Source organism: Steroidobacter sp. (genome assembly GCF_036406195.1).
Lineage (GTDB): Bacteria > Pseudomonadota > Gammaproteobacteria > Steroidobacterales > Steroidobacteraceae > Steroidobacter.
The window spans coordinates 344,294-360,714 of record NZ_DASWVW010000027.1 but is presented as its reverse complement, the minus strand read 5'-3'; the positions used below and the strand labels follow the sequence as shown (position 1 = coordinate 360,714).

Annotated in this window: 19 protein-coding genes; 9 read left to right on the top strand and 10 right to left on the bottom strand. The window is 62.7% G+C overall.

The window, feature by feature from the left end; all coding sequences use genetic code 11:
- Window positions 1-4: 4 nt before the first annotated feature.
- A complete protein-coding gene (locus tag VGE08_RS13150) occupies window positions 5-373 on the bottom strand; it encodes a c-type cytochrome (RefSeq protein ID WP_349258698.1) in 369 nt (122 codons plus the stop codon).
- A 115-nt stretch (window positions 374-488) separates the two neighbouring features.
- Window positions 489-2,321 carry a methanol/ethanol family PQQ-dependent dehydrogenase gene (locus tag VGE08_RS13145; protein ID WP_414717486.1) on the bottom strand — a complete coding sequence of 611 codons (1,833 nt, stop codon included), beginning with the start codon at window positions 2,319-2,321 and terminating at the stop codon, window positions 489-491.
- Between the two features lie 100 nt (window positions 2,322-2,421).
- On the opposite strand from VGE08_RS13145, the gene VGE08_RS13140 reads away from it, so the two are divergent.
- Entirely contained in the window at window positions 2,422-2,838 is a 417-nt protein-coding gene (locus VGE08_RS13140) for a hypothetical protein (RefSeq protein WP_331068349.1), read from the top strand.
- On the opposite strand, the gene VGE08_RS13135 is transcribed toward VGE08_RS13140, so the two are convergent.
- Window positions 2,839-3,912, bottom strand: coding sequence for a cytochrome D1 domain-containing protein (locus VGE08_RS13135; RefSeq protein ID WP_331068348.1), 1,074 nt, complete (start codon window positions 3,910-3,912; stop codon window positions 2,839-2,841). It lies immediately after the preceding gene.
- A gap of 208 nt (window positions 3,913-4,120) precedes the next feature.
- On the opposite strand from VGE08_RS13135, the gene VGE08_RS13130 reads away from it, so the two are divergent.
- Entirely contained in the window at window positions 4,121-6,088 is a 1,968-nt protein-coding gene (locus tag VGE08_RS13130) for a sigma-54-dependent Fis family transcriptional regulator (protein WP_331068347.1), read from the top strand.
- Here the strand turns inward: VGE08_RS13130 and pqqE are convergent.
- From pqqE to pqqA, 5 genes are all read right to left on the bottom strand, one after another.
- Window positions 6,081-7,232, bottom strand: coding sequence for a pyrroloquinoline quinone biosynthesis protein PqqE (pqqE, locus tag VGE08_RS13125; RefSeq protein WP_331068346.1), 1,152 nt, complete (start codon window positions 7,230-7,232; stop codon window positions 6,081-6,083). The genes VGE08_RS13130 and pqqE overlap by 8 nt on opposite strands.
- Window positions 7,229-7,501 carry a pyrroloquinoline quinone biosynthesis peptide chaperone PqqD gene (gene pqqD, locus VGE08_RS13120; RefSeq protein ID WP_331068345.1) on the bottom strand — a complete coding sequence of 91 codons (273 nt, stop codon included), beginning with the start codon at window positions 7,499-7,501 and terminating at the stop codon, window positions 7,229-7,231. The genes pqqE and pqqD overlap by 4 nt, the downstream gene beginning before the upstream one ends.
- A complete protein-coding gene (pqqC, locus tag VGE08_RS13115; protein ID WP_349258697.1) occupies window positions 7,498-8,220 on the bottom strand; it encodes a pyrroloquinoline-quinone synthase PqqC in 723 nt (240 codons plus the stop codon). Before pqqC ends, pqqD begins: the two co-directional genes overlap by 4 nt.
- A 14-nt stretch (window positions 8,221-8,234) precedes the next feature.
- Window positions 8,235-9,152, bottom strand: coding sequence for a pyrroloquinoline quinone biosynthesis protein PqqB (gene pqqB / locus VGE08_RS13110; RefSeq protein ID WP_331068343.1), 918 nt, complete (start codon window positions 9,150-9,152; stop codon window positions 8,235-8,237).
- Window positions 9,153-9,248: 96 nt separating this feature from the next.
- On the bottom strand, window positions 9,249-9,323 hold the full coding sequence (pqqA, locus tag VGE08_RS26550) for a pyrroloquinoline quinone precursor peptide PqqA (RefSeq protein ID WP_414717485.1): 75 nt from the start codon (window positions 9,321-9,323) through the stop codon (window positions 9,249-9,251).
- Window positions 9,324-9,496: 173 nt separating this feature from the next.
- On the opposite strand from pqqA, the gene VGE08_RS13100 reads away from it, so the two are divergent.
- Both VGE08_RS13100 and VGE08_RS13095 read left to right on the top strand, forming a co-directional pair.
- Window positions 9,497-10,843 carry an ATP-binding protein gene (locus VGE08_RS13100; RefSeq protein WP_331068341.1) on the top strand — a complete coding sequence of 449 codons (1,347 nt, stop codon included), beginning with the start codon at window positions 9,497-9,499 and terminating at the stop codon, window positions 10,841-10,843.
- Complete coding sequence (locus tag VGE08_RS13095) at window positions 10,840-11,469, top strand: response regulator transcription factor (protein WP_331068340.1); 630 nt, start codon at window positions 10,840-10,842, stop codon at window positions 11,467-11,469. The genes VGE08_RS13100 and VGE08_RS13095 overlap by 4 nt, the downstream gene beginning before the upstream one ends.
- An 85-nt stretch (window positions 11,470-11,554) precedes the next feature.
- Here the strand turns inward: VGE08_RS13095 and VGE08_RS13090 are convergent, their stop codons facing one another.
- The gene (locus VGE08_RS13090) at window positions 11,555-12,142 is read right to left on the bottom strand and encodes a peroxiredoxin (RefSeq protein WP_331068339.1); all 588 of its coding nucleotides are present in this window, start codon (window positions 12,140-12,142) and stop codon (window positions 11,555-11,557) included.
- 229 nt (window positions 12,143-12,371) lie between these two features.
- Between VGE08_RS13090 and VGE08_RS13085 the strand changes: the two genes are divergently transcribed.
- On the top strand, window positions 12,372-12,971 hold the full coding sequence (locus VGE08_RS13085) for a type 1 glutamine amidotransferase domain-containing protein (RefSeq protein WP_331068338.1): 600 nt from the start codon (window positions 12,372-12,374) through the stop codon (window positions 12,969-12,971).
- Window positions 12,972-13,126: 155 nt separating this feature from the next.
- Here VGE08_RS13085 and VGE08_RS13080 read toward each other — a convergent pair whose 3' ends face one another.
- Window positions 13,127-13,306, bottom strand: coding sequence for a hypothetical protein (locus VGE08_RS13080; RefSeq protein ID WP_331068337.1), 180 nt, complete (start codon window positions 13,304-13,306; stop codon window positions 13,127-13,129).
- Window positions 13,307-13,464: 158 nt separating this feature from the next.
- On the opposite strand from VGE08_RS13080, the gene VGE08_RS13075 reads away from it, so the two are divergent.
- Genes VGE08_RS13075 through VGE08_RS13060 form a run of 4 tightly spaced genes read left to right on the top strand, consistent with a single transcriptional unit; the run spans window position 13,465 to window position 16,419 of the window.
- Entirely contained in the window at window positions 13,465-14,067 is a 603-nt protein-coding gene (locus VGE08_RS13075; RefSeq protein WP_331068336.1) for an RNA polymerase sigma factor, read from the top strand.
- A 24-nt stretch (window positions 14,068-14,091) separates the two neighbouring features.
- The gene (locus VGE08_RS13070; RefSeq protein WP_331068335.1) at window positions 14,092-14,631 is read left to right on the top strand and encodes a hypothetical protein; all 540 of its coding nucleotides are present in this window, start codon (window positions 14,092-14,094) and stop codon (window positions 14,629-14,631) included.
- Window positions 14,628-15,155, top strand: coding sequence for a hypothetical protein (locus tag VGE08_RS13065; protein WP_331068334.1), 528 nt, complete (start codon window positions 14,628-14,630; stop codon window positions 15,153-15,155). Before VGE08_RS13070 ends, VGE08_RS13065 begins: the two co-directional genes overlap by 4 nt.
- The gene (locus tag VGE08_RS13060; protein WP_331068560.1) at window positions 15,118-16,419 is read left to right on the top strand and encodes a tetratricopeptide repeat protein; all 1,302 of its coding nucleotides are present in this window, start codon (window positions 15,118-15,120) and stop codon (window positions 16,417-16,419) included. Before VGE08_RS13065 ends, VGE08_RS13060 begins: the two co-directional genes overlap by 38 nt.
- Window positions 16,420-16,421 lie beyond the last annotated feature (2 nt).

Below are 16,421 nucleotides of genomic sequence, written 5' to 3'. Positions count from 1 at the left end.
CACGCTATTGGATCTTCGACAACCGGCCAGGCTCGATTTTTCCATCGGAGCGACCTTTCAAGTACGCGTACAGACCTTCCCAGTTCTTGTTCACCATCTCGCTGGTGTTGAACGGCGGCATGCCCTTCTCCGGCCGGCCGTTCATGAGGACGGTGTGGAAGTCCTCTTTGCTGAGTACCTTCAGCGACTCCACCAGCGACGGTCCCACCAGGCCCTCCTGGGCCGCGCCGTGGCAGCGCTCGCACGCGAGCGCCCGCCACGTCCGCCATCCGTTCAAGGTGCTTTCATCGACCTTGTTGCCCTCCTGCACCTGGTACAGAGCACCACCGTCGGGTGCGTCATCGGCGCTGACGCACACCGCGGTGATACTCATCGTCCCAAACAGCGCTACAAACAGTGTCGAGTCTCTCAGCAACCATTTCATCAATTTCATGTTCGATATCTTGCTTACGCCCTTCACTGTTTCGCCTTCGCTGCAGGGTGGCGGCTCATTGCAGAGCCGTGGTCGCGCTGGAGCTCGAGTCCGGCAAGCCGAAGATGAACAGCGAGCCGCCCAGCGTGGTGTACTTCGCAAGGTCCTTGTAACCGCCCACCGCGCCCAGGCCTTCGGTGGATTCGGTCAGGCCCGCCGCCATGCCGATGCCGGCCCAGCCGCCGATACCCGAATACACGCCGACGTACTGCTTGCCGGCATACTCGTAGGTGAACACGTTGCCGATGATTCCGGAGGGCGTCTTGAACTTCCACAGTTCCTTGCCGTCCTTCGGAGACACGGCTTTGATGTAACCCTCGAGCGTGCCGTAGAACACTACGTCACCGGCAGTGGTGAGCGCGCCGGACCAGACCGAGAAGCGCTCGGGCTTGGACCATACGATCTTTCCTTGGGCCGCATCCCACGCGATGAAGTTCCCCATGCCGCCATGGCTGCCCGGCGTCGGGTACATCGTCAGCGTTGCACCGACATACGGCTGGCCGGCGGTGTATTCCACCTGGAACGGCTCGTAGGTCATGCAGACGTGATTGGTGGGCACCATGAACAGGCCGCTCTTGCGGTCGTAGCTGACGGGCTGCTGGTCTTTGGTACCGAGCGCGGCAGGACAGATGTCCTTCACGTTCACGTCCGGACCGGTCGTGCCGGGCGAGAAGCGCTTATCGACGATGGGCCGGCCGGTCTTCATGTCGACCTTGGTGGCCCAGTTCACGGTCGGATCGTATTTTTCTGCGACCAGCAGCTCGCCCGTCTCGCGATTCAACGAATAGGCGAAGCCGTTACGATCGAAGTGCACCACCGCCGGCACCTTCTTGCCCTTGATGGTCAGATCCACCAGCACGTTCTCGTTCACGCCGTCGTAGTCCCACTCGTCGTGCGGCGTCATCTGGTAGGCCCACTTGGCCATGCCCGTGTTCAGATCGCGTGCGAACAGTGTCATGGACCAGCGGTTGTCGCCGGGACGCTGTGCGGGATTCCACGTGCCCGGGTTGCCGGTGCCGTAGTAGACCAGGTTCAACTTCGGATCGTAGGCATACCAACCCCAGGTGGTGCCGCCGCCGAGCTTCCACTGCTCGCCCTCCCAGGTCTTCAGCGACGAGTTGGCGCCCACCGGTGCGAGCTTGCCGTTGGTCCAGGTCATGGTCTTGGCCGGATCGACCAGGATCTCGTTGTCCGGACCGGTGCTCCACGCGGTCCACAGCTTCTTGCCGGTCTTCAGGTCATAGGCGATCAGCCGTCCACGCACGCCGAACTCACCACCGGAGATGCCGGTGATCACCACATCCTTGAAGACATGCGGCGCATTGGTGTTGGTCTCGCCGATCTTCGGATTGCCGTTCTTGGCGCTCCAGAGCACCTTGCCGGTGTTGGCGTCGAGCGCGACCAGCGTGGTGTCGGCCTGCTGCAGCAGGATCTTGCCGTCGCCAAAGGCGAGGCCGCGGTTCACCGTGTCACAGCACATCACGGGGACGACCGACGCATCCTGCTTCGGCTCGTACTTCCATTTGTAGGATTGATCTTTCAGATTGATGGCGTACACGTTGTTCGGGAACGGCGTATGGATATACATGGTGTCCCCGATCACCAGCGGCGAGCCTTCGTGCCCGCGCAACACGCCGGTGGACATGGTCCATGCCACTTGCATGCGGCCCACGTTGCCGGCATTGATCTGTTTGAGGTCGCTGTAACGGTGGTTCGCGTAGTCGCCGGCCTGGGCGGCCCAGTTCGACGACTTGCTCATTGCCGTTTCCAAGTCCGTGGCCGAAGCCAATGAGACGGTGGACGTGGCAGCCACCAGCAGGACCAAGCGATGTTGAAATTTCATGTTCAATCCCCCGAGACTGACCCAAAGTTTTTGTTGATGGCAATTGGCGCGCGGCATGCACGATGCTGTAAGAACGCCAACTTCACTCCACCTCAATGAGGCGATCATGACGATGCAACGCCTGTGCCACCTACCCCTTCATCGCCCGAATCCCGCACGCGCAGTCGGAATCGCGGCGACAGCACTATTGATATTCGGCACGCTGTTCGGCACATCGGCCAGCAGTGCACCGCCGGTGCACTACTATCCCACCGAAGCGCGAGTCGAATACGTCAACGAATGTATCGCCAACCACGACGATAGCCTAGCGAACGTTTACCAATGCTCCTGCACTATCGATCGTATCGCCGATCATCTCAGCTACGACGACTTCGTCACCGCCATCACCTTCGCTCGCTATGCCGGTCTGCCTGGCGAAGGAGGCGCCATATTCCGCGATTCGGAACAGGCGCGCGCCACGGCCAAGCGTTTTCGGCTGCTGGAGAGCGAAGCGCAACGTGCATGTGGCCTCGTTAAATCGTAATCATTGCGATGACGGCGGCGCAGGCCCAAGGACCACGCCCCAGGGCGAGCCGCCCACTGGAATCCGCTTGACGGTGGTCAGTGTCGTTGTATCGATGACACTGACGTCGTTCGAAGGTCCATTGGCGGTGTAGAGAAAACGCCCGTCGCTCGACAATGCGATGCCCCAAGGGCGTGTACCCGCCGGGACTTCCTTGATCAGCTGCGCGGGCGAGCTTTGTATATCAACCACGGCTACGGTGCCCCCACGGCCGGTGCTCAAATACAACCGATGGCGCGGCTCATCGAGCACCACCGCCATGGGCTTGGCGGCCTCGCGCAACTGTAATACGCGCTCCACCGGCTCACCGGCCGGTACTGTCATTCGATACAGCGAGGCATCGAGCTCGCCGGAAACGTAGGCGGTTTTGCCATCGCGTGTGAATGCGATGTCGCGCGGACGCTTGCCGACCGCGACATGGCTCTTCACTTCCAAGGTCTTTGTATCTATTACAGAGACCGAGTTGTCCGATTCGTTGGTGACCAGCACCCAGCGCTCATCCGGTGTGAGTGCTACGCCCTCGGGCTCCAGCCCGACTTTGACGCGCGCCACGACCTTCGCGGCCTCGACATCGACCACGGACATCGTGCCCGCGTCCTCGTTGGCTACATACAACCGCTTGCCGTCGCCGCTCATGGCGAATTGTTCAGGATCGGAGCCTGCCTCCAACACTCTGATAACCTTGCGTAAAGCCGTGTCGACGACGGCGATTCCGTCGGCTTTCAAATCGCGCTCGCGCTTGGCGCACTCCTCGTCCGGCACACTCGGCGGACATTTCGGTAAGCCGCTCACGGCCACCAGCAGGCGCGAGCCATCGCTCGTCAACTTCAATCCGCGCGGGCGTTTACCGACTTCGATGGTGCCGATATTGGAGGCCGTGCGCAGGTCCAGCACCGAGACACTGTGGCCGTCCTCGTTGGAAACGTAGCCGCGCGTGGCGGCCGCCTCGCCGCCCGCTGCGGTAACTTCGAACACGCATCCGCATACACCGAGAAGAATCAGCAGCCAGCGTGGCCATTGCGCTACATCACCCATGGTTCCCCCTTTCTCCTGAGCAGCAAACGAGCAAGTCATATGCCACAGATCCATCAACCCGGTTAAACTCTCCAGCGTCGAAGGGGGAGTCACCGCCCGGAACGCGGTGTACAAATCAATCCACGCAGAGTGTGTCAGGGGCGATACAAGCCGTGACACTGTCACGGGACAGTTGGCACACTGCGGCATCGGTTGAAAAGGAGAGCTCATGGACGCAACGGCAGTGCATGCGGGGAATGTGCTGGAGCTGGTGCGCGAGCACAAAGCCCCTCTGGGGCCACCTCTGACCCTGCACCCGGCCATCGCGGGTTCATGGCGCCGCTGCGCGCTCGATTACTCGCTCGATCCTGGTCGTCGCACCTATGCACCCACGGTCATCGACGCGGCCGCGCTCGCCGAGCGGCTGGTCCAGCACGCCGATCTGTTACAGATCGCCTCCGCCGAAATCGACTGGCTATACGAGCACATCGCCGGCTCCGGCTACGCGCTGGTGCTGACCGACGCCACCGGCATCGTGCTCTATGAAAAGACCGACGCGACCCTGGTCGATGTGTTCCGCTCCGCCGGCCTGATGATCGGTGCCGACTGGAGCGAGCGTGAGGAAGGCACCAACGGCATCGGCACCTGCATCGCCGAGAATCGGCCGGTGATCGTCTATCGCGAAGAACATTTTCGCGCCTGTCACATCGGCCTGTCCTGTTCGGGCGCGCCGATCCGCGATGCCTCGGGCAAGCTGGTCGCCGTGCTCGATGCTTCGACGCTGAATGCGCGCGACACGCGGGCCAGCCTGGCGCACACCATGGCGCTGGTGAGCCTGTCGGCGCAGCTCATCGAAAAATGCCTGTTTTTGCAGCAGTTCCAGAGCGAGACCATTTTCCGCTTTCATGCCCGCCCGGAATTCGTCAACTTGCAGCACAGCGGCGCCATCGCCGTGGCTCGCGACGGCAGAGTGGTCGCCGTGGACGAAACGGCGTTGTGGCTGCTGCGGACCAAGCACCGCTCCATGCTGGTCGGGCGCAGCATCGAGGAAATCTTCGACATCAACGCGCAGGAGCTGATCGAGCCGAGCTGCCGCACCGAGACTTCTTTGCGTCCGGTCCGCGATGTGTTGTTCGGCCGGCACTTCTTTCTCAGCCTGGATCAGGAAGCCACCAAGCCGCGCGCGCATATCGTTCCGTCGCCGACACGGGAGATTCTGCAACTCGCGCCGCCACCGGCACGCAAGAGCACGCTGTCGCTGGAAGACCTGGCTGGCCAGGACCCGCAGATGCTTCGCAATATCCGCAGCGCCCGCCGAGTCGCCGCTTCGCGCGTGCCGGTCATGATCCAGGGGCCGACCGGCGCCGGCAAGGAAATGTTTGCTCGCGCTCTGCACGCCGCCAGCGATCGAGCCTCGCGACCCTTCGTGGCACTGAACTGCGCCGCCATTCCCGAAACGCTCATCGAAAGCGAGCTGTTCGGTTATGCGGCCGGCGCCTTCACCGGCGCCCGCAAGGGTGGCATGAAGGGCAAGATCCTGCAGTCCTCCGGCGGCACGCTGTTCCTCGATGAAATCGGCGACATGCAGCTGAGTTTGCAGACTCGCCTGCTGCGCGTGCTGGAGGAGCACGAGGTCATGCCTCTGGGAACGGACACGCCAATTCAAGTCGATCTGCGCGTGATGTGCGCCTCGCACCAGAACCTGCGAGCCATGATCGCGCGCGGCGCGTTCCGCGAGGATCTTTATTACCGGCTCAACGGCATCACCATCGAGCTGCCGCCGCTGGCGCAGCGGGCCGACAAGGAGCGCTTGATCCGCGAGTTCCTGGCCACCGAAAGCCTGGATGGACATCCGGTCGCCATCGAGATGGAAGCCTTCGAGCGCCTGCTCAACTACAGCTGGCCCGGCAATGTGCGCGAGCTGCGCAACGTGATTCGCACGATTCTGGCAATTTGCGATAGCGATGTGATCCGGCTGGTCGATCTGCCGAGCGAAGTGCGGCTCTGCCAACACAACGGCGACGACACTTCCGATGCACCCAGTTCCGCCGAACGCGAGTCCCTGCTGCAAGTCATTCGTGACTGCGATGGCAACATGTCGCGCGCGGCCGAGCGGCTCGGCGTCAGCCGCAACACGCTATATCGACGCTGCAAGCGGCTGGATATTCCGCTGCAACACACACGCGGCCTCATGTAGCCGATTGGTCTTCGATCAACTTCTGCGAGTTCTCGCGGCGCCGAAACACTAAGGGCGCCTCGGGCGCGCGCGCCTGCTGCGCACGATCGACGGCTGCCAATACGACGTGATGATGCGGGCTCTTGGAACAGACCGGGTCCGCGGCCGTCGCATCATGCGCCAGCAAATAGGCCTGGCAGCGACAGCCACCGAGATCCTTGTCCCGCTCTTCGCAACTGGCGCAGGGTTCCTTCATCCAGCCCTGGCCGCGAAATCGATTGAAGGCGTCCGAGTCGAACCACGCAGCGCGCAGGCCATGCTCGCGAACGTTGGGAAAACTCAGCCCAGGCAGCATCTTCGCCGTGTGACACGGCAGCGCGGTCCCATCGGGCGCGATCGTCATCAGCGTGCTGCCCCAGCCATTCGCGCACTTCTTGGGGCGTTGTTCGTAGTAGTCAGGCACGACAAAGAAGATTCGCATCTTGCCTTGCAGACGTTCACGCCAGACAAGCATCGTTTGCTCGGCCCGCTGCAATTGCTCACGCGATGGCAACAAGTGCTCACGGTTCAGGTGCGCCCACGAGTAGTACTGCGTGTTCGCCAGCTCCAGGTAGTCGGCGCCCATGCGCGCCGCCATGTCGATGATGGTGTCGAGGTGATCGATATTGAGCCGATGGATCACGCAATTGAGCACCATGGGATAGCCATTCGACTTGATCCATTCGGCGCAGCGCTGCTTCAGCTCGAAAGTGCGCGTGTGCGACAGGAAATCGTTGAGCTCGCGCGTGGAATCCTGGAACGAGAGTTGGATGTGATCGAGTCCGGCGCGTTTGAGCCCGGTCAGTCGCTCTCGCGTCAGGCCGACTCCGGAGGTAATGAGGTTGGTGTAGAAACCCAGGGCGTGCGCCTCAGCGGCGATCTCCTCGACATCGTCACGAAGCAGCGGCTCGCCCCCGGAAAGGCCGAGCTGCACAGAGCCAAGCGCACGGGCTTCGCGCAGCACTCGGAGCCATTCCTCCGTAGTCAGCTCGTTCTGGACCGCCGCGAAATCCACGGGGTTGTAACAGAACACACATTGCAGCGGACAACGATACGTCAGCTCCAGCAGCAGCCACAGCGGCGGGCCGACGTTCGCAGAGGCACTGAATACCGGCACGGTGCTCATGGCGGCGGCGTGTGGATCCAACCCTGAGTCGCGGCGAGGTCCAGAAAGCGCACCACGTCGTCTTGCAAGCCGCTGCGCTGAAAGGTCGCCTCGAGATCCGCCACGATTTCATCGATAGTGCGCGCGCCATCGCAGCGTCGCAGGATTTCCGCCGCGCTGGTGTTCAACTTCACCATGCCCTCCGGGTACAACAGCACGAACGTGTTCTGCACTGCCTCCCATTGCAGCCGAAATCCCGTGCGAATGGCCGGGCGATGAGCGCGCGTCATGGCCGCACTCCATAGCGCTGGGCCATGGCATCGTTCATGGCCCAAAGAATATCGAGCTTGAACTTGAGCACTTCCAGCGCGCGGTGCTGCTGTTCGCGCGTTTTGAAATAGGCGAGCGTGACTGCCAGCCCGTGATTGACATCGCGCTGTGCCAGCGACACCCGGCTGCGGAAATACTGCAGCCCTTGTTGATCGATCCAGGGATAGTGCTCCGGCCACGACGCCAGCCGCTGCCGATGGATGTCGGGAGCGAACAATTCCGTCAGCGATGAGCACACCGCTTCCTGCCATGGCTGTTGGCGGGCGAAGTTCACATACGCGTCGACAGCAAACCGCACAGCCGGAATCAGCCTGTCGAGGCTTTCGACTTCGGCGCGCTCCAATCCAACGGCTTCGGCCAAACGCAACCAGGCTTCGATCCCACCCGCGTCGTCACCATGGCCATCGTGATCCAGGATGCGCTCGATCCACTTCCGCCGCACTTCCCGATCCGGACAGTTCGCAAGGATGGCCGCGTCCTTGCGAGGAATGCAGATCTGGTAGTAATAGCGATTCGCGACCCAGCCCTGGATCTGCTCGCGAGTCGCGCGGCCTGTGTTCAACATGACGTTGAATGGATGATAGATATGATATGCGCGGCCCTGCTCGCGCAGTTGCTGCTCGAAAACATCCGCCGGCCACGGAGCTTCGAGATCCTCGGATTCACCGTGTTCGGGCAAGTCTCGAGCGGCGCTCACAGAACGATCTCCATGCCGTCGTAAGCCACCTCGATGCGGTGGCTGGTCAGGATCTCGCGCTCGGGCGAATCCTCGATCAGGATCGGATTGGTGTTGTTGATGTGGATGAGCACGCGGCGCGTGGCCGCGGGCAAGCGATCGAGCCAGCCGATCATGCCGCCCGACTGCGTCAAATGCCCCATGTCGGCGGCGCGTTTGTGAGATACGCCCAGGCGGATCAGCTCGTCATCGGTCCAGAACGTGCCGTCCACGAGCACGCAGTCGGCGCTGGACATCACCTCGAACAACCACGGATCGATGCTTGCGACCCCCGGCGCATAACACAGCCGCCTGTTGGTGCTTACATCCTCGACCGCCAGCCCGATGACATCGCCGGGTTGCGCCTCGCGCTGGGAATACGGCGGTGGCCTGCCAGGCAGGGCCAGCGCCCGCCAACGCAGATCGTCGCAGCCTTCGACGGTGAACACGTCGTTCTCCCGCTCCGCGGCCGGGATTGTTTGCCGGCTCACGCCGCAATACCGTTGCAGGACCTGGAGAATCGGATTGGCGGTGGTGAGATCGGCGAACACATTGTCGGTGCACCACAGCGGCCAGGGCTTGGGGCTCTCACGAAGCATCAACAGGCCGGTGGTGTGATCGATCTGCGAGTCCGTCAACACGATGTTGCGGATACCGGTGTCGCGATTGGCACGAGCCGGCTGCAACTGTGGATTGGCCTGCAGCTGCGCCAGGATATCGGGCGAGGCATTGACCAGCGTCCAGGCAGTCTCGTCCGCGCCGCGGATGGCGATGGAGGATTGGGTGCGCCGGCGCGCGTTCAGCTCCTGGCGGCGGACGCCCAGGCAATTCCGGCAGTTGCAGTTCCACTGTGGAAAACCGCCACCGGCCGCGGACCCTAGAATTCGTATGTGCATCGGCAGGACGACGCCCCGCTATGAAGGCCAGCCATGAAGGGACGCGCCGAAGGTGGGGCCACCCGGCGGCGCCAGGTGGCCCGCCCTCAGCGGCGATCAGCGATGGTCGGCATACATGGTGATTTCCATGCCGAGGCGCAGATCGATGGCTGTTGGAGTTTCCCAGATCATGATGACTCCTTGGTTGAAGACCATCCCCTGGTTGGGGACTCCTGGGCCACCATGCGCGCATCGGGTCAATTGCCGCCACGCGGCGATCATGATTCTCGGCTAATGATTTTCATGAGTGCCAGCTCGGGCCGGCGCCCTTCATACTTGAGCCCTGACCAACCACCGGGACACCCTTGAAGCTTCGCACCCACGTCAACCTGATCGTCGCCAGTCTGAGCGCGGCCCTGGTCGTGCTGGCGGCGTGGCTGCAATTCGATGGCACACGGCGCTCGGTGAATGAAGAAATTGCCGGCGCCAATATCGTGGCCACGCAGTTGCTGGCCCGCATGATCGTGGGGCTGGACCGGGGTGACGACCGGCTGCTGCTGTTGTTCCTTCAGCAGCTCGGCCGTGTTCGTGCCCACGAGATCACGATGCGCACCGCCGACCACCAGGTGATCTACCAATCCCCGCCTTCGCCATACAAGGCCGGACGCGAAGCGCCGGCGTGGTTCGCCCAGTTGATATTGCCGACGACACCGGTGCACGTATTTCCCTTGGCCAGCGGCAGCGAGATCCGCGTCGAAGCCAATGCTTCGCGGGCCATCCTGGACGGCTGGGACAATCTGATCGACCTCATGATCGTCGGCGGCCTCGCCTTCGCCGTGCTCAACGCGGCGGTGTTCTGGCTGGTCGGCCGTGCGGTGGCGCCGTGGCCGGTCATCGTCGATGGGCTCTCGCGCATCGAGCGCGGCGATTTGCAACATCGCCTGCCGGAGCTGAAGGGCCACGAAGCGCAAATGATGGGCGCGACCTTCAATCGGATGGCGGCCTCGCTGGAAGAAAAACAGATCAGCGATCGCAAGGCTGTCGAAGCGGAGCAACGCTTGCAGCAGCGGCGCGAGCTCGACCAGATCATCGAACAACGCCTCGATGAAGAACGACGCCTGATCGCTCGCGAGCTGCACGATGAGTTTGCGCAATCGGTCACGGCCATTCGCAGCTTCGCCGTGGTGATCATGAATCAACATCCCGCCGAATCGCGCACTGCCGAAGTCGCGCGACTCATCTCTACGGAGGCAGCTCGTCTCTATGACTCGATGCATGGCCTGATCCCTCGCCTCGCGCCGTTGACACTCGACACTCTCGGCCTGGCAGAAACGCTGGAGGGCTTCATCAAGCAATGGCAGGGCCGCCATCCCTCGATCCGGTTTTCATTACGCCACCAGCTGCCGGCCGAGCTCGGCGACAGCATCAGCATCGCCATCTATCGCGTGGTCCAGGAAGCCGTCATTAACGCCGTGCGCCATGGCAATCCGACGACGATCGCTGTCGACATCACGTGCTCCGACTCGACGGCGCGTGTACGCATCACGGACAATGGTGTCGGGCTGCCGGAAGGTTGGTCGCGCCCGGGACATTTCGGATTGCGCGGACTGCAGGAAAGGATGGCCATGCTGCGAGGTACGCTGTCGCTTGTATCCCATGAGCCTCACGGAGTGGAGCTGACAGCGGAGATTCCGCTGGGAGCGCGCGTATGATCAAAGTGCTGCTGGTGGACGATCACACCGTTGTTCGAACCGGCTTCCGGCTGTTGCTCGAAACGGTTGCCGACGTGCGCGTGGTCGCGGAAGCCGACAGCGGTGAAGCGGCATGCCAGAGCTTCGACGAAGCAAAGCCGGACGTCGTCGTGCTCGATCTTTCCATGCCCGGCATGGGTGGACTCGAAACCATCCGGCGGCTGCGTGCGCGAGACAAGGATGTGAAAACGCTCGCGCTATCCGCTCATGACGATGCCATGCACGCGCGGCGAGCTTTGAAACAAGGCGCGCTGGGCTTCTTGTCCAAACGCACGGCTCCGGAGACCTTGCTCGAAGCGGTGCGCATGGTGGCGACTGGCCAGCGTTACATCGATCCCAAGCTCGCGCAGGAAATCGCACTGGCCGAGGTTGGCGGCACGTCGCTGGTCGATTCTTTATCGGAGCGCGAGTTCGAAGTGTTCCTGCGCCTCGCCAATGGCGCCGCAGTCCCGCAGATCGCCGCGGAGCTGAATCTTTCTGCCTCTACAGTAGGCACTCATCTGTACAACATCAAACAGAAGCTGCAGGCCGGGAACCAGGCCGAGCTGACTCTGATCGCGCTACGCGCTGGACTGATCGAGCGTTGAATGACCACCGCAGCGGTTAGGGGTTGGCGGTTAGCGGTTAGTCAGATTCGGCTCAACCAACCGCTAACCGCTAACCGCTTCTGTCTCAGGACTTCTTGAGCTTCTGCACGATCTCGAGAGACTTGTTCACGTTCTCCACCGGATTGAGCCCGCCGACCGTAGCGGCGATCTTGCCATCCGGCGTCACGATGAACGTCGTGCGCTCCGCGAAACCGTGGTCGATTTCCTTGCCACGCGTGTCCTTCGCACCACCCTTGGCTTCGCGAACTTCAAGATCGAACGCACGCGCGATCTTGCCGTCCGCATCGGAAGCCGTAGGGAACTTGCCAGCGCAATATTCCGGATCAGCGGAGAAATCATTGAGCCGCTCGATGCTGTCGAGCGACACGCCGATGATGCTGGCACCGGCCGCATCGAACTTGTCCTTGTTGACGGCGAAGGTGCGCGCCTGCACGTTGCAGCCACCGGTGTAAGCAGACGGATAGAAATACACCACCACCGGGCCCTTCTTCAGCGCGTCCTGCAGCGAGAACGTAAACGGCTTGCCCGCCAGCGTCGCAGGCGCGGTGAACTTGGGCGCCTCGGCCCCTTCCTGCAAAGCCGCCCATGCCGGCAGCACCGCACCCAACGATAACAATCCGGTCAGCAGCACACCCTTCAAGCTCTTGTTCATGACAACTCCATTACGTCGATCCGGAAACACCTGACGAAAGCGCGCCATCGTAGCGCCTCCATTGCGTATTCGTCATCAGGCCGCCGGATATCTTTCAAGGGCCTGCGGGCTGACGCATGTTGCTGCAACGTCAGGCCGTCGCAAGAACGATTGTCCCGCGTTTATGCCTGTGCGCTGGAACCGCGCCGACGCTGCCACGCTTAACGTTACTCATTGAAGGAGGTGCGTCATGCCCGAGATTAGTAAAGCCAAAGTCCTCATTCTCGCCACACACGGCTTCGAGCAGGATGAGTTGCTGGTGCCCCAGCGCAAGTTGAAAGAAGCCGGCGCGCAGGTCGACGTGGTCTCGCCGGAGAAGGGTCAGATCCGCGGCTGGAAATTGAAGGACTGGGGCGAAAGCGTCGCGGTCGACAAGTCGCTCGATGCTGCCAACGCGGACGACTACGACGCCATCGTCCTGCCCGGCGGCCAGATCAATCCCGACCTGCTGCGCGTAAACGAGAAAGCGCTGCAGTTGATTCGCTCGTTTCTGGACGCCGGCAAGGTGGTCGCCGCCATCTGTCATGCGCCCTGGTTGCTGGTGGAGTTGGACGCCGTGCGCGACCGACAGGTGACTTCCTACCATTCGATCAAGAAGGACGTGATCAACGCTGGCGGCAATTGGGTGGATCAGGCGGTGGTGACCGACCAGGGCATCATCACCAGCCGCAATCCGGGCGACCTTGATGCCTTCTGCGCGAAGATCATCGAGGAGATTGAGGAAGGCGGTCATACACGGCAGCGTCAGACGCGCCCCACCAGGGCCGAGCAGCGGCCCGGCGTGCATTGATCTGCGTGTACTGATCTGCGTGTGTTGGCCGGCTCATCGCGCACCAGGCGTCGCTGGCCAGCGCGAATTGAGGTCCGAAATGGATGTCACCGGGGCGAAACTACGCCCCGGTGACATCGCTCCCCACGGCTACCACGGTTCGCCCAACAACATCGTCAAAAAATCACCGGCGCAGCGGTGATGGACAGATCGAGCCGCCCATTGGCGGGCGATGCATCGCCACCGCCGGTCAATCCGAACAACAACGCACTGACCAGCAGAGTCCAGATCAGGCCGAGGATGATGCAGCCCGTCATCTCGACGGTCATCACCGACAGCTCGTTCTCATCGTGCATCCACGTTCCTCTCCCATTTCTCTCAACAGAAGGTCGCTCATCGGCGACGCCCTCCTGCCTTGACACGAATCGCGCCCGAAAACGGTTCCGCCACGGCCCGGCTACAGTGGCCGGGGAACCATTCGACAGCCCGCTTCGTGTCAGGCTTAATGGACATCATGGTTCCGCAGAAGCGCGCCCGTTCGTCGCATGCCAACGCGGCAGCGGAGTTCGACCATCTGCTGCGGGAGCACGTCCCCGCCCTGTATCGCTCCGCCTATCGCTGGACCGGCGCGGTGGATCGCGCCGAGGACCTGGTGCAGGAACTGCTGGTGCGCCTGTATCCAAGGCTCGACGAGCTGCGTGCTCTGGGGCGCATCCGGCCGTGGGCGCTGCGTGTGATGTATCGAATCTTCGTGGATCAGATCCGCCGGGAGCGGAGCTCGCCGGTGCAGTTCGGCGTCGAGCCGCCAACGGACAGTAGCGAGGAAGACAGTCAGGACCTCATCGATCCATCGGCCGGACCCGCGGAGCTGGTGGAACAGGAGCTCACACAGGAGCGGGTGCTGGCTGCCTGGGAGCAAATGGGCGAAGAGCACCGCGTGGTCTTGTCGATGCACGACATCGAGGATTACAGCCTGCCGGAGCTGGCGGAGGTCATGGAAGTGCCGCTCGGCACGTTGAAGTCGCGGTTGCATCGGGCCCGCGCCAAGCTCAGGGAGCTGCTGGCGACGGAACGAATCCCGGCGCTGGATCGTGTACGAAACGTGTGTCAACCCTAGGATCAGACAGGCCGGACAACCATCGTGGATAACGACTCCGACATTCTGCGCCGGGCGCTTCAGCGCATTCCCGCGCCGGAGCCGCGTCCGGGATTCGTCGATCGAGCGCTCGCCAAAGCGACTGCCCAGGCGGCGCCGCCGCGTAACAGGCTGGCGCATCTCGCCAGCCGTTGGGAAACGTGGATCGGGGCGGCCCTGGGTGGCGCTATTGCCACGGTGATCACGCTGGTGTTGGTGCTACCGACGCAACCGAAGCCGCCGGGCATCACGCTCACCCTGAACGAAACCCGGGACATCGATGTCCTGATCGATTCGGAACGCGCGCTGGACGATGCGACCATCCGCATCGTGGCCAGCGGCAGCGTGGCGCTGGACGGCTTCGAGAATGAACGCGAGATCGACTGGCAAACGAATCTTGCGCAAGGCAGCAACATGCTCTCGCTGCCGGTCGTCGCCCGATCCAAGGGAGCCGGCAAGCTGGTGGCCGTCATCGAGCACGAGGGGCGCACGCGCCGCGTGACGGTCGACCTCACCGTTCTGGACCGCGAGTCGTCACGAACATGACGCCCGTCACGAACAGCGGCTTGCCACGCGCGCGTTGCGCGACGATCATTCAGGTTCGAGTGAAGTACGCAACGGTCATGGTCTTGAGTCTGCTGGCGCACGCCGCCCTGGCGCAGCAGTCGCCAGCCGCGGCGACCTCGTCGCGCGACGATCTCGACGTGACCATGCAGATCATCGTGGATCCTGATGCCAAGCTGCCCGACGAAGTCGTTCGCCGAATTCCGCTGCCTGAGCGCAAGTCCACCCCACCCCCCGCCACACAGACCCAGTCCAAAGGCGCTGCCCAGCCCGGTAAACCGGACAAGCCGGACAAGCCGGACAAACCGGACAAAGGCAACGCCAGTGAGGCCAAGGAAATGGGCCGCGAGGCGGGCCAGTCGGCCAGGGAGCGCGCCAAGGAAGCCAAGGAGCAGCGCGAAGAGGCCCGTCGCGCGGCAGCCGAAGAACAGCGCCGCCGTAACGAAGACAACCCCAACCGTCCACCGAATCCGCCGAATCCTCCCGGCCGTCCGCCCCGCGATTGACAGCTGGCATACGCGGCTGGTTCAAGCCGTCCTGCTCGTTGTTGCGCTGCTGCTCACCAACGGCTCCGCTCATGCCCACAGCGACGAGGCCACCCGGCTCTTTCGCACCGGCACCAGTGCCTTCCAGGCAGGCGAGCACGCGAAGGCGCTCGCTGCCTTCGAGCAGGCGTTGGCAGCGGGGATGACCGGCCCTGCGATTCATTTCAACATCGGCGTATCCGCCTATCGCGTTGGCGACTACGCGCGCGCGGCCAGCGCGTTCGAAGAAGTCGCTCGCACGCCTGCGATGGCCGGTATCGCCTATTACAACCTCGGACTGGTCGAGTCGGCTCGAAACGATTCGCAGACCGCGGCAAGCTGGTTCTCGCGCGCCGAACAATCGAGCACCGACGTGCAACTGCGCGAGTTGGCGTCGAGCCGGCTGGCCGAGCTTCGGCCCGGGCCAACGACATCGAGCGAAAAAACCTGGGTCGGCTTTGCGGCGTTCGGCGTAGGTCACGATGACAACGTCGCGCTGGTCTCCAACTCCGAGGTGCTCGGCATCAGCGACAGTAAAGACAGCTTCACTGAAGCCCAACTGGCGCTCAGCACGCCGCTGGCCGATTCGTGGCGAATCGATGGCGGCCTGGCGCTGCTCGACTATCAAGATCTGAACAGCTTCGACCAACTGAGCGCTTACGCCGGCGCGCGTTATCGATGGGCGCTCGGCGACTGGACCAACGATGCCAGTGCCAGGCTGGGCTATTCAGCGATCGACGGCGCCGGGTTCGAAAACAGGCGCACGCTGTCGCTGCAAACGCGCAGAGAGCTGCACTCCGAGCTGCGCGTGCGCGGGCGTTACAGCTTCCATCATCTGCAGGGCCTGAACGAGTACGAAGGATTGAGCGGCCGCCGTCAGGACTTGAGCGCGCGACTCGACTGGACACCGGCCGACTGGCAAGTGGGTGCGGAATATCTCGTCGAGCTCGCAGACTACGACGACGCGACGCTCTCCGCCAAACGCCACCACCTGAGAATCGACGTCGAACGTGCGCTCAACGCCGACTGGATGCTGTTGTTCGAAGCCGCCCGAAGACACAGTGACTACGACGCTGAGGACAGCGGCGCCGAAGATCGCACCGAGCTTGCACTGACAGTGACGAGGACACTCACCGCACGTTGGGTATTAGTCATTCGCCACTCCTACACCGATAACCAGGCGCAGCTGCGGGAATTCGACTACAGAGGCAATCGCATCTTCGCGGGCGCCGAAACGACGTTCTAACG